This window comes from Embleya sp. NPDC001921 (assembly GCF_053594475.1).
Window position 1 is genome coordinate 118,553 of sequence record NZ_JBSFEO010000015.1, and the last position, 23,667, is coordinate 142,219.

Consider the following 23,667-nt stretch of genomic DNA (forward strand, 5'->3'; position numbering starts at 1 on the left):
GCGGGGGGCCGCCGGCCCCGGTCGCGGATCCCGTCGCCTCCCGGGCGGCGCGCGCGGCCCGGACCTGCATAGGGTGGTGCCGCAAGACTGGCATTTCCCCAAGGTCCGCCCGATGGCATGGTGAGGCACGTGCTGAGCTCGGTTTCCACCAAAGTCCTGGACGGGACCGACCTGTCCGCCGTCCAGGCGCTGCTCGACCGTGACCCCGTCACGAACGTCTTCGTCGCGTCCCGGGTCCGCCTCGCGGGCGTCGATCCGTGGCGGCTGGGCGGCGAACTATGGGGGTACTACGAGAGCGGTCGGCTCACCTCGCTGTGCTACGCGGGCGCGAACCTGGTCCCGGTCGAGGCCGGCCCGGACGCCATACGCTCCTTCGCCGAGCGGGCCCGCCGCCAGGGCCGGCGCTGCTCGTCGATCGTCGGCCCGGCCCAGGCGGCGGCCGACCTGTGGCGGTTGCTCGAACCCGTGTGGGGCCCGGCCCGCGACGTCCGCCCGATCCAGCCGCTGATGGTCGCCGACCAACCCTCGCGCGAGGTCGCGGCGGATCCGCTGGTGCGCAGGGTGCGTCCGGACGAACTGGATCTGATGATGCCCGCGTGCGTGGCGATGTTCACCGAGGAGGTCGGCGTCTCGCCGCTGATCGGCGACGGCGGCACGCTGTACCGCGCGCGGGTGGCCGAACTGATCGCCGGTGGACGCGCGTTCGCCCGGATCGAGGAGGGCCGGGTGGTGTTCAAGGCGGAGATCGGCGCGGTCACCCGGCAGGCGTGCCAGATCCAGGGCGTGTGGGTGGCGCCGGAGCGGCGCGGCGAGGGCCTGTCCGAGATCGGCATGGCCGCGGTGCTGCGCCACGCGCTGAGCGAGGTCGCCCCGATCGCCAGCCTGTACGTGAACAGCTACAACGGCCCCGCACGCGCGGCCTACCGGCGGGTCGGCTTCGCCGAGACCGGCACCTTCATGAGCGTGCTGTTCTGATGGGGCCCGAGCGGATGTCGCCCGGGCCGACGCGGCGCTCCCCGATGGGACGCGCGGGTACGCGGCCCGAACCGGCGGTACGTGGGCGGCGGCGGGGCCCGGCCCCTGGGGAGTGCGTGTGCTGATGGAGTGGACGTGCCGGGTCGTCGATCTCGCCGAGTACGCGGACGAGGCGGTCGACGTCCAGGCCGGCGCGTTCGGTCTGGCCGACGACGAGATCGCGGTACGGCAGCGGATAATGCGCCGGCACGCGACCTTCGCCGGGGTGCGGTCCCTGGGCGCGTTCGACGCCGCGGGTCGGCTGGTCGGATTCGGCTACGGCTACCCCAACCTCACCGACCAGTGGTGGAGCCTGGTGATCGAGCCGCACCTGGCCCGGGCCGGACATCGGGCCTGGCTGGACGAGTCGTTCGTGGTCGGCGAACTGCACGTGTTGCCGCGCTGGCAGGGCCACGGCATCGGGCGCACCCTGATCTCCCTGCTGTGCCGGGGGCAGGACCGGTCGCACATCCTGCTGTCCGCGATCGACGAACAGACCCCGGCCCGCCGGTTGTACCGGGGCCTGGGGTTCCGGGACCTGGCCCGCCCGGTGTTGTTCCCGGGCAACGACCGCCCCTACACGGTGATGGGCGCGATCCTGCCGTTCACCTGACCGGCCCGATCGGCCCGACCCGGATCCGGGCGGGGCCTGGCGAGCACCGGATCAGGACAGCCACTCGGCGACGGAGAGCAGGTCCTCGCCCGCCGGATCGTCGACCGACACGCACCACAGACCCAGCGCCAACGCCTGTACCAGGGCCCACCCGCGCACCCGCTCGGCGTCCAGGTCCAACGCGTTCGCCAGCCAGGTCACCCGTCGCCGCACCAGCGCCTGCGGGCGCGACTCGGCGACCACCGTGGCCATCCGGTCCCGCACCAGCGGGCCCAGGTCGAAGGCGCGTTCGCCGAGCATCGGGCGCGGGTCGATCGCCAGCCACTTCGCCCGGGTACCCGCCAGCACGTTGCCGTGGTGGCAGTCGGTGTGCAGGACCACGACCTCGGGCTGCGAGTCGGCCAACTCGCGGCACAGCGCCACCGCCTCGTCCACCAGCGCCCGGGAGCACGGGCCGGCCAGGTCCGCGTACCGGCGAGGGATCGATTCGGCCCAGTGCCCGGCGCGATCCGCGACCGGCTCGATCGCGCAGTCCGCGGGCGGGGTCACCCACAACCTGCGGATCACCTCGGCCGCCTCCAGCATCGCCCGGTCCTCGGCCAGCGAGCGCAGCGACACATCCGGCTGGAGCCGCTCCAACAACAGCGCGCCGCGCTGCGGATCACCGTCCAACAGCCGGACCGCCCCGACGCCGTCCCACAACGCGAGCGCGGCCGCCTCGTGCGCGGTGTAGCGGTCGATCAGGCCGAGCTTGAGCGTGGCAGGCGTCCCGTCCGCGAGCCGGACCAGGAAGGTCAGGCTGAGCGCGCCGCCCGGGATGATCGGCCGCTCGACGGTCAGCCCCCAGCGCCGCGCGTACTCGGCGACCGCGTCCGGCAGCCCCGCGAGCCACGGCCGGGCGACCTCCTCGCCGCACCAGCGCAGCGCGGTCCGGGTCAATCGTTCCGGCACCTCGACCCGATCGCTCACGCGCGGCCCCCGGCCGTCGGCGCGCCGGGCTCGGCCGAGGCGGGCAACCCCGGGAAGGGCGTACTCGTGCCGCGCCAGCGCACCGCCCACACGGCGGTCTCGCGCAACCAGCCCGCCGCCTCGTTCCGCAGCGGGGCGCCCGCGAGGGCCACCAGCTCGCCCAACCGCACCGCGACCCCGTCCTCCAGGTGCACCGCGAGCCGAGTCGCGTCCGCGGGCGTGGCCACCGGGAACGGGATCGTGTACGCGGGCGCCGCGGCCGGCGCCGGCGCGCCCCGATCGGTGATCAGCCGGGCGATCGTGTCCCGGCGGGCCCGGTGCGTGTCCAACGCGGTGCGCGCCTGGGTGCGCGCGGCACCGGTCAGCCGCCCGCCGGCCACGCCGTAGCCGTAGACCGCCGCGTGCTCCGCCTGCAACGCCTCGCTCAGCGCCCGGACCTCGGGGTTGGCGGACCCGGACGGGGTCGGTCGCGGCGTGCTCACGATGCGCTCCGAAGCAGTTGGGCGTGACCCGCCAGGCACGCGGCGGTGGCGGCCAGTCGGCGGGCGAGTTCGGGGGAGACCGCGTCCAGTCCGGTCAGCCGCTCGTCGGACGCCTGCTGCGCCCGGTCGGCGACCGCGCTGCCCGCGGCGGCGGCGTCGACCGGCGCGGCGCCGGGAGGCGGCGCGGAATGCGACGCGCCCCCGGCGAACACGCGCAGGTGTTCGCGCAGTTCGAGCGACAGCGGCCGGATCCGCTCGGCCAGGGCGGCGTCTCGCGCGGCGACCGCGTCGTAGTGTGCGAGCAGCGCCCCGGTCGCCGCGTACGCCCGTTCGCGCGCCGCGTCGTCGATCCGGCGTCGACCCTGGTCCGCGCCCCCGCCGTTGTCGTCGCAACCGACGACGGCCGCGGCGATCGTCGCCGCGGCCACGGTGCCCAGGACGGCCCGTCGCGTCGGCCCCGCGTCGCGCATGCGTCCCGCTCCTGAACCTCGTCCGTGATGTGCGATGCCCGGTGTCCGTCGCCGGCCCCGGCCGTGTCGGACGCTACCGCATATGCGGGCGTGCGGACCTCGGCGGACATCCGGCGTACGCCGGGCGGACGTGCGCGAGATGGCCTCCGGACCGGATACTGTTGTCCTTCCCCGACCCGCCCCGGGCGGTCGACGCACCTGAGACAACAGCACACGCAGCCGAGGAGTCACCCGGATGAGCACCACCACGTTGGACCGGCTGCGGGAGATGCTGGAGCCGGTGGTATCGACGGTGGGCGTGGATCTGGAGGATCTCTCCCTCACCCCCGCCGGCAAGCGTCGGGTGCTGCGTGTGATGGTCGCCGCCGACGGCGGCGTCGACCTGGACAAGGTCGCCGAGGTCAGCCGGGCCGTCTCGGACGTGCTCGACCCGAGCGACGTGCTCGGCAGCCTGCCCTATCAACTGGAAGTCACCACCCCGGGCGTGGACCGCCCGCTGACGCTGGAGCGCCACTGGCGCCGCGCGGCGGATCGGCTGGTCCAGGTCCACCTGCACGACGGCGGCACCGTCACCGGCCGGATCGGCGCGAGCGACGCGGACGGCGTGCAGCTGGACGTCGAGGGCAAGCCGCGCCGGCTGACCTACGACGAGGTGGCCAAGGCGGTCGTGCAGGTCGAGTTCAACCGCAAGAGCGCGGACCCGGCGGCCGACGCCGAGGACGACGAGGACACCGGGGTCGAGGACGACATCGACCACGACAACGACACAGACAACGACGACACCATGGACGAGGAGGCGTAGGACGTGGACATCGACATGAGCGCCCTGCGCGGGCTTGAGCGCGAAAAAGAGATCAAGTTCGACCTCCTGGTCGAGGCCATCGAATCGGCCCTGTTGATCGCATACCACCGCACCGAGGGCAGCCTGCCCAAGGCGCGCGTGGAACTCGACCGTGCCACCGGGCACGTCACCGTGTGGGCGACCGAGACCGACGAGGCCGGACAGCGCGTTCGCGAGTTCGACGACACCCCGGACGACTTCGGCCGGATCGCGGCGACCACCGCCAAGCAGGTGATCCTGCAGCGGCTGCGCGACGCCGAGGAGGAGATCACGTTCGGCGAGTTCGCCGGCCGTGAGGGCGAGATCGTCGCCGGCGTGGTCCAGCAGGGCAAGGACAATCGCAACGTCCTGGTGGACCTGGGTCGCATCGAGGCGATCCTGCCGCCCCAGGAGCAGGTACCGGGCGAGCGGTACGCGCACGGCATGCGCCTGCGTTGCTATGTCGTACAGGTGCGGCGTGGGCCCAAGGGGCCGTCCATCACGCTCTCGCGCACCCACCCCAACCTGGTGCGGAAGCTGTTCGCGCTGGAGGTCCCGGAGATCGCCGACGGCAGCGTCGAGATCGCCGCGATCGCCCGCGAGGCCGGCCACCGCTCCAAGATCGCCGTCTACTCCACGCGCGCCGGGCTCAACCCCAAGGGCGCGTGCATCGGGCCGATGGGGGCACGCGTGCGTGCCGTCATGGCCGAGTTGAACGGCGAGAAGATCGACATCGTCGACTGGTCGGACGACCCCGCGCGGATGGTGGCCAACGCGCTGTCGCCGGCCCGGGTGAGCAAGGTCGAGGTCGTGGACCTCGCCGCGCGTTCCGCCCGGGTGACGGTGCCCGACTACCAGCTCTCGCTGGCGATCGGCAAGGAGGGGCAGAATGCCCGCCTTGCCGCGCGATTGACCGGATGGCGCATCGACATCCGGCCGGACACCGAGACCGGGGAATCGGACGACCGGGGACGGTCGACCGAACCAGGTCGCGGTGAGGAGCGGTAGACTTGAACATGTCTGGTCGCAGGCGTCCCCGAGCATGCCCTCGTACAACGTCGGAGAAGCAGGAAATCACTGCCTCTCCGTGCCGAACGTGCGTAGGTTGTCGGCAGCGTGCGGCCAAGGCCGACCTATTGCGGGTCGTGGCGGTGGAGGGCAGTTGTGTCCCCGACCCCCGCGGCCGAATGCTCGGACGGGGCGCGCATCTGCACCCCGATCCGGAGTGCCTGGCCCAGGCTGAGCGTCGAAAGGCGTTCGTTCGGGCTTTGCGCGTGCCGGGGCCGCTGGACTCGGCACCACTGCGTGCTTATTTGAGCGGTGATGGGTTGTCAGAGGTCGGTCGGACAGGTCCAGCGAAGCAGTACCTCGCGAGTCGGAAGTAGGTCGAGATTGCGATGAGCACTCGATGAGTACGCGATGAGTACAGACATGCGGTAGTGACGGTCCGGCGGACGACCAACCCCGGACCAGAAGGAGCGACGTGGCAAAGGTCCGGGTATACGAACTCGCCAAGGAGTTCGGAGTCGAGAGCAAGGTCGTCATGGCCAAGCTCCAAGAACTCGGTGAGTTCGTTCGTTCGGCGTCCTCGACGATCGAGGCGCCGGTTGTTCGCAAACTGACGGAAGCACTCAAGACGGAAGGCGGGCCCGCCCGCCGGCCCCAGCGTCCCGCGCCCTCGGGCGCGCCGCAGGGGGCCACCCCCAGTTCCCCGCAGGGCGCCTCGGCGCGTCCTGCCCCCGCTCCGGGCCCGCGCCCGGCGGGTGCGCCGACTCCGGGCCCGCGCCCGGCGCCGCGCCCGGCCCCCCAGGGCAGCACCGCTCCGCCCGTGGTGCCGGCCGCGCCGGCCGCGGAGGCGGCTCCGGCCGCCCCGCGTCAGGCGGAGCGTCCCGCGGCACAGTCGGGTCAGCGTCCGGCCGGTGCGCCGGCTCCGGGCCCGCGCCCGGCGGCGCGTCCCGCCGACCGCGGTCCGGCCGAGCGTGGTCAGGGCGACCGCGGCCAGGCCGAGCGCGGTCCGCGTTCGGACCGTCCCGCGGCGGCCTCCTCGGGTCCGGCGGGCAGCCGTCCGGGTCCGCGTCCGGCCGGTGGCGGTCAGGGCGGCCCCGGTGGCCGTCCCGAGCGCGGCGATCGTCCCGAGCGTGGCGAGCGTCCCTCCGGTCCGCGTACCGGTGGCGCTCCGTCCGCCGGTGGCGCGCGTCCGGGCGGTCCCGGTCAGGGAGGTGCCCCCCGTCCGGGTGGCATGCGTCCCGCCGGCCCGCGTCCGGGCAACAACCCCTTCACCTCGGGCAGCACCGGCATGCCGCGGCCGCAGGCCGCCGGCGGTGCCGGTCGACCCACTCCCGGTGGCATGCCGCCGCGTCCGCAGGGTCCTGCGGCCGGTGGCCCGCGTCCGGGTGGTTCGGGTGGCCCCGCGGGTCCCCGTCCCGGTGGTAGCGCAGGCCCCGGTGGCCCGCGTCCCAACCCGGGCATGATGCCCAACCGTCCGGCGCCCGCTCGTGGCCCCGGCGGTCCCGGTCGTCCCGGCGGTGCGCCCGGTCGTCCCGGTGGTCCCGGTGGTGGCGGCGGCGGTCGTCCGGCGGGTGCCGGCGGCGGTGGCGGTCGTCCCGGTGGCGGCGGTGGCGGCTTCGGCGGTCCCCGTCCCGGTGGTGGCGGCGGCGCTCCGGGTCGTCCCGGTGGCGGCGGCGGCTTCGCCGGTCGTCCCGGCGGCGGCGGTCGTGGTGGCCCCGGTGGTCGCGGCGGCACGCAGGGCGCGTTCGGTCGTCCCGGTGGGCGTCCGGGCCGCGCGCGCAAGTCGAAGCGTCAGCGTCGTCAAGAGTTCGACAACATGCAGGCTCCGTCCGCCGGTGGCGTGATGGCTCCTCGCGGCAACGGGCGTGTCGTCCGGCTGTCGCGCGGTGCCTCGCTCACCGACTTCGCGGAGAAGATCAACGCGAACCCCGCGGCTCTCGTCCAGATCATGTTCAACCTCGGCTCGCTGCTCACCTCGACCCAGTCGGTCAGTGACGCGGAGCTGCAGATCCTGGCCGGCGAGCTCGACTTCGTGATCCAGATCGTCTCCCCGGAGGAGGAGGACCGCGAGCTGCTCGAGTCCTTCGACCTCGAATGGGGCGAGGACGAGGGCGACGAGGACGACCTCGAGGCGCGTCCGCCGGTGGTCACCGTCATGGGTCACGTCGACCACGGCAAGACCCGCCTGCTCGACGCGATCCGCAAGACGAACGTGATCGCGGGCGAGGCCGGTGGCATCACCCAGCACATCGGTGCCTACCAGGTCGCGACCACGGTCAACGACATCGACCGCAAGATCACCCTGATCGACACCCCGGGTCACGAGGCGTTCACCGCCATGCGTGCCCGCGGCGCCAAGTCGACGGACATCGCGATCCTCGTGGTCGCGGCGGACGACGGCGTGAAGCCGCAGACGATCGAGGCGCTCAACCACGCGCAGGCGGCCGGCGTGCCGATCGTCGTGGCGGTCAACAAGATCGACAAGGAAGGCGCGGACCCGACCAAGGTCCGTGGCCAGCTCACCGAGTACGGGCTCGTGGCCGAGGAGTACGGCGGCGACACGATGTTCGTCGACATCTCGGCGAAGCAGGGCCTGGGCATCGACGAGCTGCTCGAAGCGGTCGTACTGACCGCGGACGCGGCTCTGGAGCTCACCGCCAACCCGCACCAGGAGGCCCAGGGCATCGCGATCGAGGGTCACCTCGACAAGGGCCGCGGCCCCGTCGCGACCGTCCTGGTCCAGCGCGGCACCCTGCGCATCGGCGACGCGATCGTGGTCGGCGAGGCCTACGGCCGAGTCCGCGCGATGATCGACGAGAACGGCAACAACCTCACCGAGGCCGCGCCGTCCCGTCCGGTCATGGTGCTGGGTCTGACCTCGGTGCCGGGTGCCGGTGACAACTTCCTCGTGGTCGAGGAGGAGCGCACCGCGCGCCAGATCGCCGAGAAGCGGGCGGCTCGGGAGCGCAACGCGCTGCTGGCCCGTCGTTCGAAGCGGATCTCGCTCGAGGACCTCGACCTGGCCCTCAAGGCCGGCGAGATGCAGCAGCTCAACCTCATCCTCAAGGGTGACGGCTCCGGTTCGGTGGAGGCGTTGGAGGACGCGCTGCTCAACCTGGAGGTCGGCGAAGAGGTCGAGCTGCGGATCATCGACCGGGGTGTTGGTGCGATCACCGAGTCCAACGTCAACCTGGCGATGGCCTCGGACGCGATCATCATCGGCTTCAACGTCCGGCCGGAGGGCCGGGCGCGGACGATGGCGGACCGCGAGGGCGTCGACATCCGCTTCTACTCGGTGATCTACCAGGCCATCGAGGAGATCGAAGCCGCGCTCAAGGGCATGCTCAAGCCCGAGTACGAAGAGGTGCAGCTCGGCACGGCGCAGATCCGCGCGGTGTTCCGCTCCTCCAAGCTCGGCAACATCGCGGGCTGCATGGTCACCGGCGGGACGATCAAGCGCAACACCAAGGCGCGGATCATCCGGCAGGGGTCGGTCGTCGCCGACAACCTCAACGTCGAGGGCCTGCGTCGCGAGAAGGACGATGTCACCGAGGTCCGCGAGGGCTTCGAGTGCGGTATCAACCTCGGTTCGTTCAACGACATCAAGGTCGAGGACATCATCGAGACGTTCGAGATGCGGGAGAAGCCGCGAGGCTGACCCGGTAGCTCGAACCGATCGAACCGCTGAACCGATACGACGGATCCGCCCGGTGCACACCGGGCGGATCCGGCGTCTCGCAATACCAGCAGAGCGAGCGTGACCAGTGGTGTCCGGGCCGCGACGTGCGAGCCCGGTTCTTTTCGTCGGCGGCCCCAGCGGCCCCGACCCGAGGCCTCCCGGGCCGGCCAGGCCCGTCGCCTATGTTTGTGGGAACCATCAGCCTCGATGTGCTGTTCGGCGATGTGCACTCGTTGAAGGAAAAACGATCTCTGATCCGCCCCATCCTGGCGGACCTTCAGCGCAAGAATGCCGTTGCCGCCGCCGAGGTGGAGCATCAGGATTTGCATCGGCGCAGCGTGATCGGCATCGCGGTGGTCTCCGCGAGCGTCGAACGATGTGCCGAGGTGTTGGACGGCTGTGAACGGCTGGTCGCCGGCCGGCCCGAGTTGGAGCTGCTCTCCGCACGCCGCAGGGTGTACGGGGACGACGACTGACGATCGTTCGACCCGGGTCGAACGGGCAGCGCACGAACACCGAAGAAGAACAAGCAACGAGAGCGGCCTTCGCGTCCGGTGACCCCGGGCGCGGGGGTTCCGCCGAAATGCCGAGCAATCGCAGGAGGATCAGTGGCCGACACCGCGCGGGCGCGCAAACTCGCGGACCGTATCCAGGTTGTGGTCGCGGAGACCTTGGAGCGCCGGATCAAGGACCCGCGCCTGGGGTTCGTGACGATCACCGCCGCACGAGTGACCGGTGACCTCCGTGAGGCGACCGTGTTCTACACGGTCTACGGCGACGAGACCGAGCGCGCGGCGACCGCCGCCGCGCTGGAGAGCGCCAAGGGCGTACTCCGCAGTGAGGTGGGCCGCCAGACCGGCGTGCGACACACGCCGTCGCTGACGTTCATCGCCGACGCGCTTCCGGACAACGCCAAACTCATCGACGATCTCCTCGCCCGGGCACAGCAGGCCGATGCGGCGGTACGCTCAACCGCCGCGGGCGCCGGCTATGCCGGTGACGCGGACCCCTATCGGACCCCGGCCGTGGACGACTCCGAGGACTCCGACGACGAGTCGGAGGCGGAGACCAAGGCGGATACACAGGAGGGCGACCGACCTTGACACCAGGCGTGGCGGCGGACCGGGAGCCCGGCCCGGCCGCGGGAGCGAAGCCGCGGACCGGCGAGTCGGGCGTGCGGACGGTGCCGCCGACCGCGCCGGGTGCGGCCGATTGGGACGAGGCGGTACGCCTGCTCCTGACGGCCGAGGACATCACGCTGCTGGCACACGTCAGCCCCGACGGCGACGCGCTGGGTTCGGCGCTCGCCGTCGGGCTGGCGCTGCGCGAGCTGGGCCGCACGGTCCGGGTCTCCTACGGCGACGACCCGCTCGTGGTGCCGTCCTCGCTGGAGTTCCTGCCCGGCCAGGACCTGCTCGTGGCGCACACCGAAGTGCCCGAGGAGCCCGAACTGGTCGCCGTCTTCGACGCGGCCGGCTCGGCTCGGCTGGGCCTGTTGGAGGCCAAGGCGAAGGCGGCCGGCACGCTGCTGGTGGTCGACCACCACGCGTCCAACACGTGCTTCGGGACGCATCACCTGATCGACGTCGAGGCGCCCGCGACCGCGGTGCTCGCCGACGAGCTGATCACCCGGCTCGGCGCGACGCTGACCGCCGACATCGCGACCGCGCTGTACACCGGGCTGGTCACCGACACCGGCTCGTTCAAGTACGTGGGGACCACGCCCGAGACGCACACCTTCGCGGCTCGGCTGATGGCCACCGGGATACGGCACGACCTGATCCAGCGGGCGATCTGGGACACCTGCCGATTCGGCTATCTCAAGGTGCTCGCCGCCGCCCTGGCGGGCGCCGAGTTGGACGCCGGCGCGGCGGGCGGCCTGGGGCTGGTGTCCACCGTGATCACCCGCGCCGAACGCGCCGCGCACGGGATCCGGCTGGACGAGATCGAGGGCGTGATCGACGTGGTCCGCAAGAGCGGCGAGGCCGAGGTCGCGCTGGTGCTCAAGGAGGACGACGACGGCGCGCTGCGCGCGTCCGCGCGGTCCAAGGGCGCGGTGGACCTCGGGCGCGTCTGTGGCGCCTTCGGCGGCGGCGGACACGCCTTCGCGGCCGGATTCACCGCCTATGACCCACCGGCCGAGGTGGTGGCCCGATTCCGGGACCTCCTCGCCGACGCACTACTGCCGGTCGCTCCGGCGCACGCAACCCCGGGAGACGACGCGTGAAGCGCCGCAACGCAGGACCCCCGCCGCCCGACGGTCTGGTGATCGTGGACAAGCCGGCCGGGCTCACCTCGCACGACGTGGTGGGCCGGCTGCGCCGGATCGCCGGCACCCGCCGGGTGGGCCACGCGGGCACGCTGGACCCGATGGCCACCGGCGTCCTGGTGATCGGCATCGAGAAGGCCACCCGCCTGCTGGGCCATCTCGCGCTCACCGAGAAGGAGTACGACGGGACGATCCGGCTCGGGCAGAGCACGGTCACCGACGACGCCGAGGGCGAGGTCACCGAGACCACCTCGGCCGCGCACGTTCAGGACGCCGCGATCGCGGCGGGTGTCGCCGAGTTGACCGGCCCGATCCTCCAGGTGCCCTCGAAGGTGTCGGCGATCAAGATCGACGGCAAGCGCTCCTACTCGCGCGTGCGTGACGGCGAGGAGTTCGAGCTGGCCGCCCGACCGGTCACCGTCTCCGCGTTCGAGGTGCTCGCCACCCGCCGTGAGGGCGACACGATCGACCTGGACGTGCGGGTGACCTGCTCGTCCGGCACCTACATCCGCGCGCTGGCCCGCGATCTGGGGGCCGGGCTCGGGGTGGGCGGGCACCTGACCGCGCTGCGGCGCACCCGGGTGGGTCCGTACGCGCTGGATCGGGCCCACACGCTCGAGGGGCTGGAGGAGTCCTTCGGCGTGCTGCCGATCGCCGAGGCCGCCGCGGCGGCGTTCCCGCGCCGCGAGGTCACCGAGGACCAGGCGCGCGCCGTATCGCACGGCGGCCGGTTGCCGGCCGACGAGAGCGAGGGGCCGGTCGGGGTGTTCGGGCCCGACGGGACGTTCCTGGCCCTGGTGGAGAACCGGCAGGGAGTGGCCCGGCCGCTCGCGGTGTTCGTGGGCTGAGCCGCGCCCCGGACCGGATCCGGGGTGATGGTCGCCACGGCGGGGGCGGGATCGTGCGACGGCCCCTGCATGGGAAGCTGGACCCGCGACACGTCACGAAGAACGAGGAGCGGTTACGGTGCAGCGTTGGCGGGGCTTGGCGGACGTCCCCAGCGATTGGGGACGCTCCGTCGTCACGATCGGGTCCTATGACGGTGTGCATCGCGGGCACCAACGGACGATCGGCCAGGCGGTCGCGATCGGTCGCGAGCGCGGGCTGCCGGTGGTCGTGGTGACGTTCGACCCGCACCCCAGCGAGGTGGTCCGGCCCGGCAGCCATCCGCCCCTGCTCACGCCGCACCACCGGCGCGCGCAGCTCATGGCGGACCTGGGAGTGGACGCGGTGCTGGTGGTGCCGTTCACGCTCGAACTGTCCCGGCAGAGCGCGGTCGACTTCGTCCGGCAGGTGCTGGTGGACACGCTGCGCGCGGCCGTGGTCGTCGAGGGGCGCAATTTCCGATTCGGCCACAAGGCGACGGGCAACGTCGCGCTCTTGGAGGAGTTGGGCGTGGCGAACGACTTCACCGTCGTCGAGCCGGAGCTGTTCGTCTCCGGCGACGTGACGTTCTCGTCCACCGTGGTCCGGGCCCGGGTCGCCGAGGGCGACGTGGCGGGCGCGGCCGAACTGCTCGGGCGTCCGCACCGGGTCGAGGGCGTGGTGGTGCGCGGCGATCAGCGCGGGCGCGAACTCGGTTACCCGACGGCCAACCTGGAGGTGCTCCCGTACACGGCGATCCCGGCCGACGGGGTGTACGCGGGCTGGCTGGTGATCGATGGCGAGCGGCTGCCGGCGGCGATCTCGATCGGCACCAATCCGACCTTCGACGGCACCGAGCGGCGGGTCGAGGCGTACGCGCTGGACCGGACCGACCTCGACCTGTACGGGACGCACGTCGCGGTGGACTTCCTGGAGTACCTGCGCGGTACCGAGCGCTTCGACTCGATCGACGACCTGCTGGAACACATGGCGCGTGATGTGAAGCGGGCACGTGAGCTGATCGACGCGGCGGACCTGGACCCGACGGGCTGAGCGCCCGCGCCGCTTCGCGACGGATGTGCCAAGGGCCGCCCCGGAATCTCCGGGGCGGCCCTTCGGCGTGTCAGCCTCCCTGGTGCGGCGGGGGCTGCTGCTGCCAGTCGCCGGGCGGGGGCTGCTGGTAGTACGGCTGCTGGGGTTGCTGCGGTTGTTGCGGGTTCTGTGGGTGCGGCTGCTGGTGCGGGTGTTGTTGCGGCGGTTGTGGCTGCTGGGGCTGCTGCTGTTGGTGCTGGGGATATTGCTGTTGCTGCGGGTACGGCTGTGCCTGTTGCGGTTGGCCGTAGTAGGGCTGCTGCTGTGCCGCCTGCTGCTGTGGTTGGCCGTACTGCGGCTGCCACTGGTGCTGTTGCTCGGACGGCTGGGTGCGGTGGAAGTCCTCGGCGACCAGGGCGGCCAGTTCGAAGTACGCCTCGCGGGTCTTGGGCCGCATCATGTCCAGGTCCAACTCCGCGCCCGCCGACAGGTGTTCGTCGAACGGGACGACCACGACCGCACGGCAGCGGGTCTCGAAGTGGGCCACGATGTCCTCGGTCTTGACCATCTTGCCGGTCTCGCGGACGCCGGAGATCACCGTGATGCTGTTCGCGACCAGATCCGCGTAGCCGTGCGCGACCAGCCAGTCGAGCGTGGTGCTCGCGCTGGTGGCGCCGTCCACGCTGGGCGTGCTGATCACGATCAACTGGTGGGCCAGGTCGAGCACACCGCGCATCGCGCTGTAGAGCAGGCCGGTGCCCGAGTCGGTCAGGATGATCGGGTACTGCTTGCCCAGCAGGTCGATCACCGAGCGGTAGTCCTCGTCGTTGAACGTTGTGGACACCGCCGGGTCGACGTCGTTGGCCAGGATCTCCAGGCCGCTGGAGGACTGCGAGGTGAACCGCCGGATGTCCATGTAACTGTGCACGTGGGCCATCGAGTTGACCAGGTCGCGGATGGTCGCGCCGGTCTCCCGGCGGACCCGGCGGCCGAGTGTGCCGGCATCCGGGTTGGCGTCGATCGCGATCACCCGGTCCTGCCGCTCGGTGGCCAGCGTCGCGCCGAGTGCGGTGGTGGTCGTGGTCTTGCCGACGCCGCCCTTGAGGCTGATCACCGCGATCCGGTAGCAGCCGAGGACGGGTGTGCGGATCCGGTCCAGGCGCTCGGCCCGGCGGGCGTCGGCGGACTTGCCGCCGATCCGGAAGCGCGGGGTCTGCCGACGCGGTTGCGGTTGCTTGCGCAGCAGCCGGTCGCTGGTCAGTTCGACGGCGGCGGTGTAGCCCAGGGGCGCGCCGCCGCCGGTCCGCGCGGGTGCGCCGCCGTCGGGCGACCAGGCCTGCGGCTGCCGGCTGCCCTGCGGCGGGGTGCCCGGGTGGTACGGCTGGGCCGGGTCGGGCGCCTGCGCGTACTGGTCGGGTGCCTGCGCGTACGGGCCGGGTGCCTGGGCGTACGGGTTGGGCGGCTCGGGTGCGCGGTCGGCCGGGGTGGGTTGTCCGGACGGCGGGCCCGGTTGGGCCTGCGGGGTCGGTTGTCCGGACGGTGGGCCCGGTTGGGCCTGCGGGCCGGGTGCGCCGTGTGGCGGAGTGCCCGGGTGGTGCGCCGACTGCGGGTCGGGGGCCTGTGGGCCGGGTGGTTGGCCGTACGGGTTGTGCTGCGGCACGGGGGCGCCCTGCGGCGGGGTGCCCTGGGCGTACGGCTGGTGGGCCTCGGGCTGCCCGTAGGGGGTGCCGCCCGGGCCGTACTGCTGCGGTTCCTGGCCCTGGGGGCCGGCGTGGCCGTACGGCGCCTGGCCCTGACCCTGGCCGGGAGCGCCCTGGGCGTACGGGTTGTGCGCCTGGTTCGGGTCGGGCTGGGGGTAGGCCTGCGGGGCGGGGGCGCCCTGGTACGGACCCGGAGCCTGGTTGTACGGGCCGGGAGCCTGGGCGTAGGGCGGTTGACCACCCTCCGGCTGCTCCGGCTCGTTGCCGCCGAACGCGCGCCGCATCCACGAGCGCTGCTGCTGCGGTGGCGCCATCGGCTCGCCGCCGGGCGGCGGCAGCGGTTGTCCGGTCGGCGGCGGGGCGGAGCCACCCCACGCCTCGCCGTTGCCCGGGGCCGTGCCGGACCAGGCCGGCGGCGGCATCGGCGAGCCGTGCGGCGGGCTGACCGCAGGCTGCGGGGCGCCGGGCGCAGGCGGCTGCTGCGCGGCGCCGGGGGGCGGGGCCTGCTGCTGGTAACCGGGGGGCGGAGCCATGTCGTCGGTGATCGGCGGCAGCAGCCGGGTCGCCGGGTCGGGCAGCGGGGCGCCCTGGGCCCGGCCCGGGTACTGCTGCTGCGGCGGGGGGCCGGGGTGGGTGGCACCCGGCTGCTGCGGCGGATACGGCGCGGGGGCGCCCTGCGGCGGTGCGGGCTGCTGTGCGTGGGGCGGGTATCCGTCGGCGGGCGGTGCCTGCCGGTCCGCCGGGGCCTGGGGTTGCCGCGGGTGGTCGCCGGCCTGTGGTTGCGATGCGTCGAGGGCCGCCGCGGCCGCCGCGACTGCCGCCGCTGCCGGTGTCGGGTGGGGCTGCGGCGCTTCGGTGGCTCGAACCTCGGGTTGGGGAGCAGGGGGAGCAGGAGGAGCCTGGGGGGCCGGGTGCGGCTCGGGCGTCGGCTGCGCGCCGACGGCGGCGGGTCGGTGCGGCTCGGCCGATTGGTGGTTGTCGTGCGTGGGCGGCTCGGGTGTGTGCCGTGGAGCGGGTCCGGCGGCGTCGGCGGGCTCCGTGCGCGGTGCCTCGGGGGCCGGCGCCGGCGCCGAGGGGCCGGAGACGGGGATGCCGCCGGCGGGCGTGGTGGGCACGTCGTGCGGATCGACCGGCGCCTCCGGGCGCGCGTGGTCGGTCCCGTCGGGCGCGTCGGGCGCGTCGGGCTCGACGGGTGCGTCGGGCGCGGCAGGTTGTGCGTCGAGGTTCGGGGCGGCGTCGCTCGGCGGGGCGGAAACCGGCTGCTCGGCGGGCGGGACATCGCTGGAGCGGGCGGCGGGCGGGGCCTGCTCGGCCTGCTCGGCGCGGTCCGGACCCCGGTGCTCCGACTGTGCGGCGGGCGCGCCGGGTTCGTCGGCGGCACCGGCCGCACCCGGCTCGGCGGTGGGCGGCTCGGGGGTCTCGAACGACGGTGGGGCGATCACGGTCGGCTCGCCGGGTGTGTAGGTCGGTGTGGGGGGTGCCGGTGCCTCGGTGGGTGGCTCGGGGGTCTCGAACGACGGTGGGGCGATCACGGTCGGCTCGCCCGGCGTGTGGGTCGGTGCCGGGTCGGTCGGCGCGTCGGCGGCGCCGTTCGGGTCGAGGAACGGTGGCATGACCATGGTGGGTTCGCCGGGAGTGTGGGTCGGCGCGGGGGGTGCCGGTGCGTCGGTGGGCGGCTCGGGGGTCTCGAACGACGGTGGGACGACCATCGTCGGCTCGCCGGGTGTGTGGGTCGGCGTGTCGGTGGGCCGATCGGGGGCCTCGGATGACGGTGGCATGACCATGGTCGGCTCGCCCGGTGTGTAGGTGGGTGCGGGGGGTGCCGGTGCGTCGGCGAGCGGCTCGGGGGCCTCGAAGGACGGTGGGACGACCATGGTGGGATCGCCCGGTGCGTAGGGGGGCGCCGGTGCCTCGGTGGACGGCTGCTCGGCCGAGGGGGTGCCGTAGGGGAGCGGCGCCGGGGGTCGGCCGGGGGCGCCCTGGCCGTACGGGGCCGGCGGTTCGGTCGGCGCGGGCGCGTTCGCGGGCGGTTCGGGCGTCGGGGCGCCGAAGCCGGGTGGGTCGCCCGCCGGGCGGGCCGGCGGCACCGAGGCCGAGGGCGCGCCGGCGGCGGATCCGTACGGCTCCGGGGTATCGCCGGTCGGCCCGTGCGCGCCGGCGCCGGTCCCGTACGGCAGCGGGGCGGGCGGTTCGGGCGTCCGCGCCGGCGGCACCAGGGTCGGATCCTGGCTGCCGTACCCAGGCGCCGCCGGCACCTGGTGACCCTGCGGGGGAGGCGCGGGCGCGCGGACCCCGGACGGCGGTGGCGCGGGCGCGCCGCCGTCCTGGTGCGTGTACCACGAGGGCATGGTGAAGTCGGGTCCCGACCACTCCTCTTCCTCGTCCGCCCCCGTCTCGATGTGTGCGCCGTCCTGCTCGCTGCTCACGGTGTGGTCCTTCCGATCGTCCGGAGGCGGCTCGGCTTCAGATCACACGCCGCCGCCGTCCGCCGTACCCCGACCCGGGTCGGGGTTCGCCCCCTGCACGAGCCTCACAGCGTAGTCAGGGGTGTCGGCGGTCGTCGCCGGTCCGTCCACCTGTTCGCTCAGAGCCGGTGTCGCGAGCGCTGTTCGTCAGTCCATCCGGCGTGGCGGTCCGAGCAGGCCGAGCTCGGCCGGAGTGGGCGTCAGCAAAACGTACTTACGCGACGTCCCGGCATTCCACAGGGTCAGTTCGTCGGCGAGCGTGGGCAGCACGGCCTCGTCCTCGTCGGGCAGGAACAACACCGAGGACGCCGCCCGCGCCTCGATCGGGGAGACCCGCTGGAGGGCGACCAGGTCCGAGCCCGCGCCGATTCGCCGCCGGGCCTGTGCCGGGTCCAGGAAGGGCAGCAGGGTGAGCGTGGTCTGCCACGCGACCGGCGCGAGCCGATCGCGCGGCGGTCGCGCGCCGCAGTCGCGGACGACCAGGACCGGGCTGCCCGCCGTGGGTCCCTGCGGGCCGAGCCGACCCACCTGATGTACCGTCACGCACGGCTGCGCGCCACCGGCGGCCCGGGCCATCGCGGACCACAACCGCGGTCGGCCGGACTCGATCGCGACCCGCGCGCCGATCGCCGCGGCCCGCAGCGCGATGATCTGCACCGCGTGGGCGCCGCCGACGAACGCGATGTGCAGCGCCTCGGGCCGGAACAGGCCCAGCACGGCCGGCTCGCGCTCGGCGTCGACTCCGATCACCACGCCGTCGTCGCCCACCGGCAGGGCGAGGGCGGGCAGTTGAGCGGTGGTCGGCAGGTGCCGCTCGTGCCTGGGGCCGACCAGCCGGGCCGGGCCCCCGCGCCGGGAGGGCCGGGACGCGGGGGTTCCTCCCGAGCCGGGCGCCGGGTCGGGCGCGGGCGTCGGGTTCGGATTCCGGTGGTCGCCGCGGGCGTTCGGGGCCTGGCGCCGGCCCCGGCCGGTATCGGCCGTGCTCACTGGTCGATCCTCCTTGTACCTACCGGAATGTGACGATTCGTCACGCCAGGCCGCCGAGTGGCAGAGTGGCCAGCAGGGCCGGTTGCTGCTCCCAGTCGAGCCGGGTCAGGCCGATCTCTTCGGCTCGGGCCCGGCGTTCCAACTGCTTCGTCGCATCCGCGAGTTCGCTGTCGGAGCGGGCGGTGATCCGGACGTGCGCGGTGAGCGCGGTGGTGCCGCCCACGCCGTGCGTCGCGGTCAACGCGAAGGTGGTGGCGATGGCCGGTGTCGCGGTCAGCGTGCCGATCGGGTCGGAGGTACGCCCCTGGGTCGGCTCCGGCCAGCGGTTCGCCCAATAGGTGGTGTGCCGGCGGTCGTCGCAGCGCCACGCCCGCCTGGACTCGACGGTCCGCCGCCCACCGCGCCCGTACCCGTACCGGCGGGTGGAAAGGTTCACGCCGCACGAGGTGGCGAGTGCCTGGATCAGCTCGGCCTCGTCGAGCGCGCGGGCCTCGAATCCGGCGCCGGTCAGGTTGCCGGCGAGCCGGTCGACCGCGCGCAGCAGCGCGCGCTGGGCCCCCTGCTCGCCGCCGCCGCGCGCGGCGACCGCGCTCGCGCACAGCTCGGGGTCGAAGCGCAACGCGATCCAGGTCAGCCGCAGCGCCGGTACGTCGTGCAGGCCCTGTTCGACGAGTTGGCGGTAGGACGTGGCGGCCAACGACTCCTCGGGCAGGTGGCCGGCGGGTGCCGGCCGGGTGTGCTGGACCACCTGTACCGAGGCCAACCTCACGTCGTCGACCTCCAGCGCGCTCACGATCACGGTCGGCGGCAGCGACCGTTGCCCGCGCGCGGGACGCAGCGGCTCGTCGCGCGAGGTGACCAGCAACACCGCGGTGAGGAAGGTGCCGTCGCCGATCACTCCGATCGAACGGCGCTCGCGGTCGTCGACCGAGCCGGTCACCAGGTGCGGCGCGCACTCCAGGACCGGGGCCGGCACCGCATCCGCGTCGTCCGCGACGGCCGGAAGCCGGCGCCGCCGGCCGAAGTCGAACACGATCGGCAGCCACTGCACGAGCCAGCGCCCGCGCAGCCGCACCAGGGCCGGCGCCACGAGCAGCACCGCCACCGCGCCGAGGCCGATCGACGCCGCCGGGTTCGCGGTCGCCGCGATCGCGAACAGCAAGGCCCCGAGCTGGATCAGCACGATCTGTTGCACCAGGACGCCGCCGACGCGACCGGCGCGCGGGTGCAGGCGAAGCGTCGCGCGCCGCGACGCCGGCGTCGTCCCGTCGGGTGTGGACGCGCGGGCCCGTGGATGCGTCCCTACCGGCGCGGGTGCGGCCACGTCAGCTCCCCCATGGTCACGATTTGTCGCCCTGCTGTCACAGTGAGTGCGGAACACCGTACGGTACGTGTCCACAGGTTTGCCCGCGACCTCGCGGTCGCGGGGGTGTGGAAGGTTCGGCCGGAGCGCACGTCGATCACGGGGAGAACGATGGCAACGCGCCGTGAGCAGCTCGAGGCGTACATCTTCGCGCGCCGCCGCGTGGTGGCCGCGTTCCTGCAACCGGCCCCGGGCGGAGGCACGGAGGAGAACGCGCCCAAGCCGACGCGGATGGTCGCGCCGAGCATCGTGGTCGCGATGCTGGTGCTGGTCGGGTTCGCGGTGGTCGGGTTGATCAAGCCCGGTACGCCGCCGGGTTGGAAGGACAGGGGCAGCCTGATCGTGGGGCGCGACTCGGCGAGTCGGTACGTCTTCCTGGACGGCAGGCTGCACCCGGTGCTCAACATCGCCTCGGGCCGACTGCTGTTGGACCCGGGCAGGTTCAAGGTCAACGTGGTTGCGGAGAAGCGGCTCGACAGTGTCGCTCACGGTGCGCCGCTGGGCATTCCGAACGCGCCGGACCGGCTGCCGACGGCCAAGGAGGTCGAGGCACGCAGACCTTGGACCGTGTGCGAGCGGCCGGCCCCGGGCAAGGACGGCAGGCCCGACCCGGCCGGCGAGCCGCAGCGCGGCGTGTTCATCGGCGCCGCCCCGGCGGAGGGGGCGCTGCGACCGGGTGAGGCGCTGTTCGTGCAGGACCGGAACCGGCACAAGTACCTCGTCCATCAGGGCAGGCGCTTCACGGTCGAGGCGCCGACCGTGATCGGCGCGCTGAACCTGGTCGGCACACCGGCGCAACCGGTCGGCGACGCGTGGCTGGCCACGCTGATCGAGGGCGGCACGATCGACCACCCGATGCCGGCCGACTACGGCGCGGCGACCCGACTGCCGTTGGCCCCGGAGTACAACCGGGTCGGCATCGTGCTGCGTGCGGAGGGCGCCGCCCGGCGACAGAACTACGTGGTCACCCACGAGGGTGTGATGCCGGTCGGCGAGTTGACCGCCGTACTGCTCACCACCAACCCGAGGGCGCGGGAGGCGTACGGGACCACCGCACCCACCGCCTTCCCGGTGAACCTCGGCACGCTCGGCGGCGCGGTGGTGCAGGACCGTACGTTCGGCGCCGAGAAGGGCTGGCCGGAGATTCCGCCGACGCCGATGAACCGGATCGCCCGCGACGACCTGGAACTGCCGCGCAACGTGGTGTGCAACACCTTCTCCGGCGAGTGGAACGGCGGCCGGCCGGTGACCGCGCAGTCCGCCGGGACCCGACCGCCGGAGCAACTCGTCGACGGCATGGGCGGCGTGTGGGTCAAACCCGGTGCGGGGGTGCTGTATCGGGAGGTGACCGGGACGCCCGACGACGGCGGTCCGACATATCTGGTGGCCGACTCCGGTCTGCGCTACGCCATTGCGGAGACGGCGCGGACCGGCGGCGCGCCGGCCGTGCCGGGGCAGGAGAGCGAGGCCAAGCTGCGCTTGGGTTACGGGGGTGTGGAGGCGCGGCCGTTGCCCAGGGCATGGTCCGAACTGGTTTCGCGTGGGCCGCGGTTGAGTACGGCGGACGCCAGGAGGCCGCAAGGTTCCTGAGGCTGGGGCCAAGGGTCGCAAAGGCGGCGGGCGGGTCGCGAGGGGTGATGGCTCGACCCGAAGGCAACACCGAATACCGGCATTTTGCACGAAGCCGGAGGTGTATCCACAGCGTTGGGTTTCGGTGACCGTGCGTAGGATTCGGCTTGGGTGGCGTCCTCGAATGCGGTTAGAGTTCCCACGACGTCGCAAACCGTGACGTTGGTGCGGGGGACCCGACCCGGGTGACACGACCTTGCCTCGCGCACGTCCGTCTCATGGGGGCTGGTGAAACATGGCAGGTGAAGCGTTCAGGATCACTCCGCAGATGTTGGCGGAGTTGTCGAAGAAGGTTCAGGGCGTGGCGACCGATCTCGAAGCGGCGATCCAGGAGATGAACCGCAAGGTCGACGCGATCGAGGGCCGGTGGCAGGGTGCCGCCAGGAACCGATTCGACCCGTTGCAGGAGCAGGCCGTGCAGAAGGCGCTCGGGGTCAAGCGCGCGCTCGACGCCATCTCCGGCGCGATGGGCCACAACGCCGATTCGTACGACCGGACCGAGACGACCGTGTCCGGCAACATCTCGAAGCTGATGTTCTGACCGAGTTCCCTCGTTCGGTCCATTCGCCGCCGGGCGCTCGGTCGCAGGCGGTCGTACCCGCTCTCGTACTGGGGAGAAAGCATGTCGCAGGTAGTTGTCACTTTCGCTGCGCTCGAACAGGCCGCAGCCGATATCCGCGCCCTCAACGCCCGCCTCGCCGACATGCAGTCGAGCCTGAAGCGGGACATCGCGCCGGTCACCGAGTCGTGGTCCGGTGACGCGCGCGAGGGTTACCTGGTCCAGCAGGCGAGCTGGGACCGGAACGCGCGGGGCCTGCAGGAGGCGCTCAACGGCATCGCCGACGGCCTGACGCGCGCGGCCGACGCGTACCGCCGAACCGAGGCCTCCAACGCCAGGATGTGGGGCTAGCACCGACAAGGCCCGATCGGCTCGCGATCGCGGGGCGGTGGGGTGGTGGGGTGGTGATCCGGAAGGCGAACGAACCGGTGCGAGCCGTGCGGCGACGGTGGGGGGCATTCCTTCTCGCGTCGGGTCTGTTGTTGCCGGTCGGGGCGGTCGGGGCGGTCGGGGCGGTCGGGGCGATGGGTTCGGGGTCGGCGGAGCGTGGGCGGGTGGATGTCGGGCGAGCGGGTACCGCCTTGCTCGCGGGCGGCGATTGTCGGTACCCGTCCAAGCCGATGTCCGGCAAACCGTGGTCCCTGCAGCGCGTGTTGCTCGACGAACTCTGGCGGAAGGCCACCGGCAAGGGCGTCACGGTCGCGGTGATCGACAGCGGGATCGACGACGACAACCCGCAGTTGCGCCCTGCGGTCGTGGCCGGTGGCAAGGACTTCTTCAACGACCGGGGCGACGGCACCGACGACGACAACGGCCACGGCACGATGGCCGCGGGCATCATCGCGGCCCGGCCCGGCGACAAGCTCACGCCCAGGGTGGACACGGGCTTCGTGGGGCTCGCGCCCGACGCGATGTTGTTGCCGATCCGGCAGAACGGCGGCGGCGACGCGACCAAGGGCAACGAGGACAGCCTGGCCGCCGCGATCGACCACGCGGTGGCCGCGGGCGCCTCGGTGATCAACATCTCGCAGGACACGGTCGGCGGCCGGGAGCCGGGCGCGAAGCTGCGGGACGCGGTCCGGCGCGCGCTCGCCGGGCAGGTGGTGGTGGTCGCCGCCGTCGGCAACTCCGGCGACAAGGACAACCTCGACTCGTGGCCCGCGAAGTACCCGGGAGTCCTGGGTGTCGGCGCATCGGACCGCGGCAACGAGCGCGCGCCGTTCTCGCAGAACAAGCCGTACGTGGGCGTGCTCGCACCCGGCGTGGACATCTGGTCGACGGTGCCCGGGGGCGGCCACTGCCGAGGCGACGGCACCTCGTTCGCGACCCCGTACGTGGCGGGTGTCGCGGCGCTGATCCGCTCGGCGCACCCGGACTACACCGCCGCCCGGATCGTCACGCTGATCGAACAGACCGCACAACGCGGCGCCGCGGGCCCGGTGGACGGCGTCGGCTGGGGCGTGGTCGACCCGCTGCGCGCGCTCGATTCCACGGTGGTCCCGGCGTCGAGCCCGGTCCCCGACCCCCGGGTCGACCGCGGTACCGAACTCGTCGACGTCGCCCCGCTCGCACACGGTCCCACCCGAGCCGACCGCGACCGCCGTCAGGCCTGCGTGCTCCTCTTCCCGGCCGTCGGCCTGACGATCGTCGTCGTCTGCGCGGCCACCGTCATCCGTGACGCCCGAGGCCGGCACACACGACGCCGGTCGTAGGGGTGGCGGGTCGGCGATGGCGGCCGACGTCG

The 23,667-nt window shown here is 73.2% G+C and carries 21 protein-coding genes; 15 read left to right on the forward strand and 6 right to left on the reverse strand.

What is annotated here, in order from left to right; translation table 11 throughout:
• The first annotated feature begins 117 nt into the window (after positions 1-117).
• Both ACWCPW_RS19445 and ACWCPW_RS19450 read left to right on the forward strand, forming a co-directional pair.
• Positions 118-975: a GNAT family N-acetyltransferase gene (locus tag ACWCPW_RS19445; RefSeq protein WP_449762807.1), complete on the forward strand. Its 858-nt coding sequence runs from the start codon at positions 118-120 to the stop codon at positions 973-975.
• A gap of 124 nt (positions 976-1,099) precedes the next feature.
• Entirely contained in the window at positions 1,100-1,627 is a 528-nt protein-coding gene (locus tag ACWCPW_RS19450) for a GNAT family N-acetyltransferase (RefSeq protein WP_449762873.1), read from the forward strand.
• Positions 1,628-1,678: 51 nt separating this feature from the next.
• Here the strand turns inward: ACWCPW_RS19450 and ACWCPW_RS19455 are convergent, their stop codons facing one another.
• The 3 genes from ACWCPW_RS19455 to ACWCPW_RS19465 are packed head-to-tail and all read right to left on the reverse strand — an operon-like array spanning position 1,679 to position 3,548.
• Positions 1,679-2,596 carry an aminoglycoside phosphotransferase family protein gene (locus tag ACWCPW_RS19455; protein WP_449762808.1) on the reverse strand — a complete coding sequence of 306 codons (918 nt, stop codon included), beginning with the start codon at positions 2,594-2,596 and terminating at the stop codon, positions 1,679-1,681.
• Positions 2,593-3,078: a ferritin-like domain-containing protein gene (locus tag ACWCPW_RS19460; protein WP_449762809.1), complete on the reverse strand. Its 486-nt coding sequence runs from the start codon at positions 3,076-3,078 to the stop codon at positions 2,593-2,595. The genes ACWCPW_RS19455 and ACWCPW_RS19460 overlap by 4 nt, the downstream gene beginning before the upstream one ends.
• Positions 3,075-3,548 carry a hypothetical protein gene (locus ACWCPW_RS19465; protein ID WP_449762810.1) on the reverse strand — a complete coding sequence of 158 codons (474 nt, stop codon included), beginning with the start codon at positions 3,546-3,548 and terminating at the stop codon, positions 3,075-3,077. Before ACWCPW_RS19465 ends, ACWCPW_RS19460 begins: the two co-directional genes overlap by 4 nt.
• Positions 3,549-3,783: 235 nt before the next feature.
• Between ACWCPW_RS19465 and rimP the strand changes: the two genes are divergently transcribed.
• From rimP to ACWCPW_RS19510, 9 genes are all read left to right on the forward strand, one after another.
• Positions 3,784-4,350: a ribosome maturation factor RimP gene (gene rimP, locus ACWCPW_RS19470; protein ID WP_449762811.1), complete on the forward strand. Its 567-nt coding sequence runs from the start codon at positions 3,784-3,786 to the stop codon at positions 4,348-4,350.
• A 3-nt stretch (positions 4,351-4,353) separates the two neighbouring features.
• Positions 4,354-5,376, forward strand: a complete 1,023-nt coding sequence (nusA, locus tag ACWCPW_RS19475) for a transcription termination factor NusA (RefSeq protein WP_395862140.1) — start codon at positions 4,354-4,356, stop codon at positions 5,374-5,376.
• A gap of 8 nt (positions 5,377-5,384) precedes the next feature.
• Positions 5,385-5,753, forward strand: coding sequence for a YlxR family protein (locus ACWCPW_RS19480; protein ID WP_449762874.1), 369 nt, complete (start codon positions 5,385-5,387; stop codon positions 5,751-5,753).
• A gap of 98 nt (positions 5,754-5,851) precedes the next feature.
• Positions 5,852-9,034: a translation initiation factor IF-2 gene (infB, locus tag ACWCPW_RS19485; RefSeq protein WP_449762812.1), complete on the forward strand. Its 3,183-nt coding sequence runs from the start codon at positions 5,852-5,854 to the stop codon at positions 9,032-9,034.
• Positions 9,035-9,237: 203 nt separating this feature from the next.
• Positions 9,238-9,531 carry a DUF503 domain-containing protein gene (locus tag ACWCPW_RS19490; protein WP_395862144.1) on the forward strand — a complete coding sequence of 98 codons (294 nt, stop codon included), beginning with the start codon at positions 9,238-9,240 and terminating at the stop codon, positions 9,529-9,531.
• Positions 9,532-9,663: 132 nt separating this feature from the next.
• Positions 9,664-10,158, forward strand: coding sequence for a 30S ribosome-binding factor RbfA (gene rbfA / locus ACWCPW_RS19495; protein WP_391582779.1), 495 nt, complete (start codon positions 9,664-9,666; stop codon positions 10,156-10,158).
• Complete coding sequence (locus ACWCPW_RS19500) at positions 10,155-11,282, forward strand: DHH family phosphoesterase (protein ID WP_449762813.1); 1,128 nt, start codon at positions 10,155-10,157, stop codon at positions 11,280-11,282. The genes rbfA and ACWCPW_RS19500 overlap by 4 nt, the downstream gene beginning before the upstream one ends.
• The gene (truB, locus tag ACWCPW_RS19505; protein WP_449762814.1) at positions 11,279-12,172 is read left to right on the forward strand and encodes a tRNA pseudouridine(55) synthase TruB; all 894 of its coding nucleotides are present in this window, start codon (positions 11,279-11,281) and stop codon (positions 12,170-12,172) included. The genes ACWCPW_RS19500 and truB overlap by 4 nt, the downstream gene beginning before the upstream one ends.
• Positions 12,173-12,290: 118 nt before the next feature.
• On the forward strand, positions 12,291-13,241 hold the full coding sequence (locus ACWCPW_RS19510) for a bifunctional riboflavin kinase/FAD synthetase (protein ID WP_449762815.1): 951 nt from the start codon (positions 12,291-12,293) through the stop codon (positions 13,239-13,241).
• Between the two features lie 70 nt (positions 13,242-13,311).
• Here the strand turns inward: ACWCPW_RS19510 and ACWCPW_RS19515 are convergent, their stop codons facing one another.
• From ACWCPW_RS19515 to eccE, 3 genes are all read right to left on the reverse strand, one after another.
• Positions 13,312-17,346 (reverse strand): nucleotide-binding protein, encoded by a 4,035-nt coding sequence (locus ACWCPW_RS19515; RefSeq protein WP_449762816.1) that lies wholly within the window; start codon positions 17,344-17,346, stop codon positions 13,312-13,314.
• Positions 17,347-17,532: 186 nt separating this feature from the next.
• Positions 17,533-18,372, reverse strand: a complete 840-nt coding sequence (locus ACWCPW_RS19520; protein WP_449762817.1) for a hypothetical protein — start codon at positions 18,370-18,372, stop codon at positions 17,533-17,535.
• Between the two features lie 40 nt (positions 18,373-18,412).
• Positions 18,413-19,696: a type VII secretion protein EccE gene (gene eccE, locus ACWCPW_RS19525; RefSeq protein WP_449762818.1), complete on the reverse strand. Its 1,284-nt coding sequence runs from the start codon at positions 19,694-19,696 to the stop codon at positions 18,413-18,415.
• A gap of 150 nt (positions 19,697-19,846) precedes the next feature.
• On the opposite strand from eccE, the gene eccB reads away from it, so the two are divergent.
• The 4 genes from eccB to mycP all read left to right on the forward strand — a co-directional run bounded on the left by eccB (position 19,847) and on the right by mycP (position 23,635).
• On the forward strand, positions 19,847-21,325 hold the full coding sequence (eccB, locus tag ACWCPW_RS19530; protein ID WP_449762819.1) for a type VII secretion protein EccB: 1,479 nt from the start codon (positions 19,847-19,849) through the stop codon (positions 21,323-21,325).
• Positions 21,326-21,599: 274 nt separating this feature from the next.
• On the forward strand, positions 21,600-21,905 hold the full coding sequence (locus tag ACWCPW_RS19535; protein WP_449762820.1) for a WXG100 family type VII secretion target: 306 nt from the start codon (positions 21,600-21,602) through the stop codon (positions 21,903-21,905).
• 81 nt (positions 21,906-21,986) lie between these two features.
• Entirely contained in the window at positions 21,987-22,274 is a 288-nt protein-coding gene (locus ACWCPW_RS19540) for a WXG100 family type VII secretion target (RefSeq protein ID WP_449762821.1), read from the forward strand.
• Positions 22,275-22,543: 269 nt separating this feature from the next.
• The gene (gene mycP, locus ACWCPW_RS19545; RefSeq protein ID WP_449762822.1) at positions 22,544-23,635 is read left to right on the forward strand and encodes a type VII secretion-associated serine protease mycosin; all 1,092 of its coding nucleotides are present in this window, start codon (positions 22,544-22,546) and stop codon (positions 23,633-23,635) included.
• The last annotated feature ends 32 nt before the right edge of the window (positions 23,636-23,667 follow it).

What these genes read in the sequence shown, in the direction of transcription:
- ACWCPW_RS19445 (WP_449762807.1), top strand. Translation starts at nt 118, where the DNA reads ATGGTGAGGCACGTGCTGAGCTCGGTTTCCACCAAAGTCCTGGACGGG.
- ACWCPW_RS19450 (WP_449762873.1), top strand. Translation starts at nt 1,100, where the DNA reads ATGGAGTGGACGTGCCGGGTCGTCGATCTCGCCGAGTACGCGGACGAG.
- ACWCPW_RS19465 (WP_449762810.1), bottom strand. Translation starts at nt 3,548, where the DNA reads ATGCGCGACGCGGGGCCGACGCGACGGGCCGTCCTGGGCACCGTGGCC.
- rimP (WP_449762811.1), top strand. Translation starts at nt 3,784, where the DNA reads ATGAGCACCACCACGTTGGACCGGCTGCGGGAGATGCTGGAGCCGGTG.
- ACWCPW_RS19480 (WP_449762874.1), top strand. Translation starts at nt 5,385, where the DNA reads ATGTCTGGTCGCAGGCGTCCCCGAGCATGCCCTCGTACAACGTCGGAG.
- ACWCPW_RS19490 (WP_395862144.1), top strand. Translation starts at nt 9,238, where the DNA reads ATGTTTGTGGGAACCATCAGCCTCGATGTGCTGTTCGGCGATGTGCAC.
- eccB (WP_449762819.1), top strand. Translation starts at nt 19,847, where the DNA reads ATGGCAACGCGCCGTGAGCAGCTCGAGGCGTACATCTTCGCGCGCCGC.
- ACWCPW_RS19535 (WP_449762820.1), top strand. Translation starts at nt 21,600, where the DNA reads ATGGCAGGTGAAGCGTTCAGGATCACTCCGCAGATGTTGGCGGAGTTG.
- ACWCPW_RS19540 (WP_449762821.1), top strand. Translation starts at nt 21,987, where the DNA reads ATGTCGCAGGTAGTTGTCACTTTCGCTGCGCTCGAACAGGCCGCAGCC.
- mycP (WP_449762822.1), top strand. Translation starts at nt 22,544, where the DNA reads ATGTCCGGCAAACCGTGGTCCCTGCAGCGCGTGTTGCTCGACGAACTC.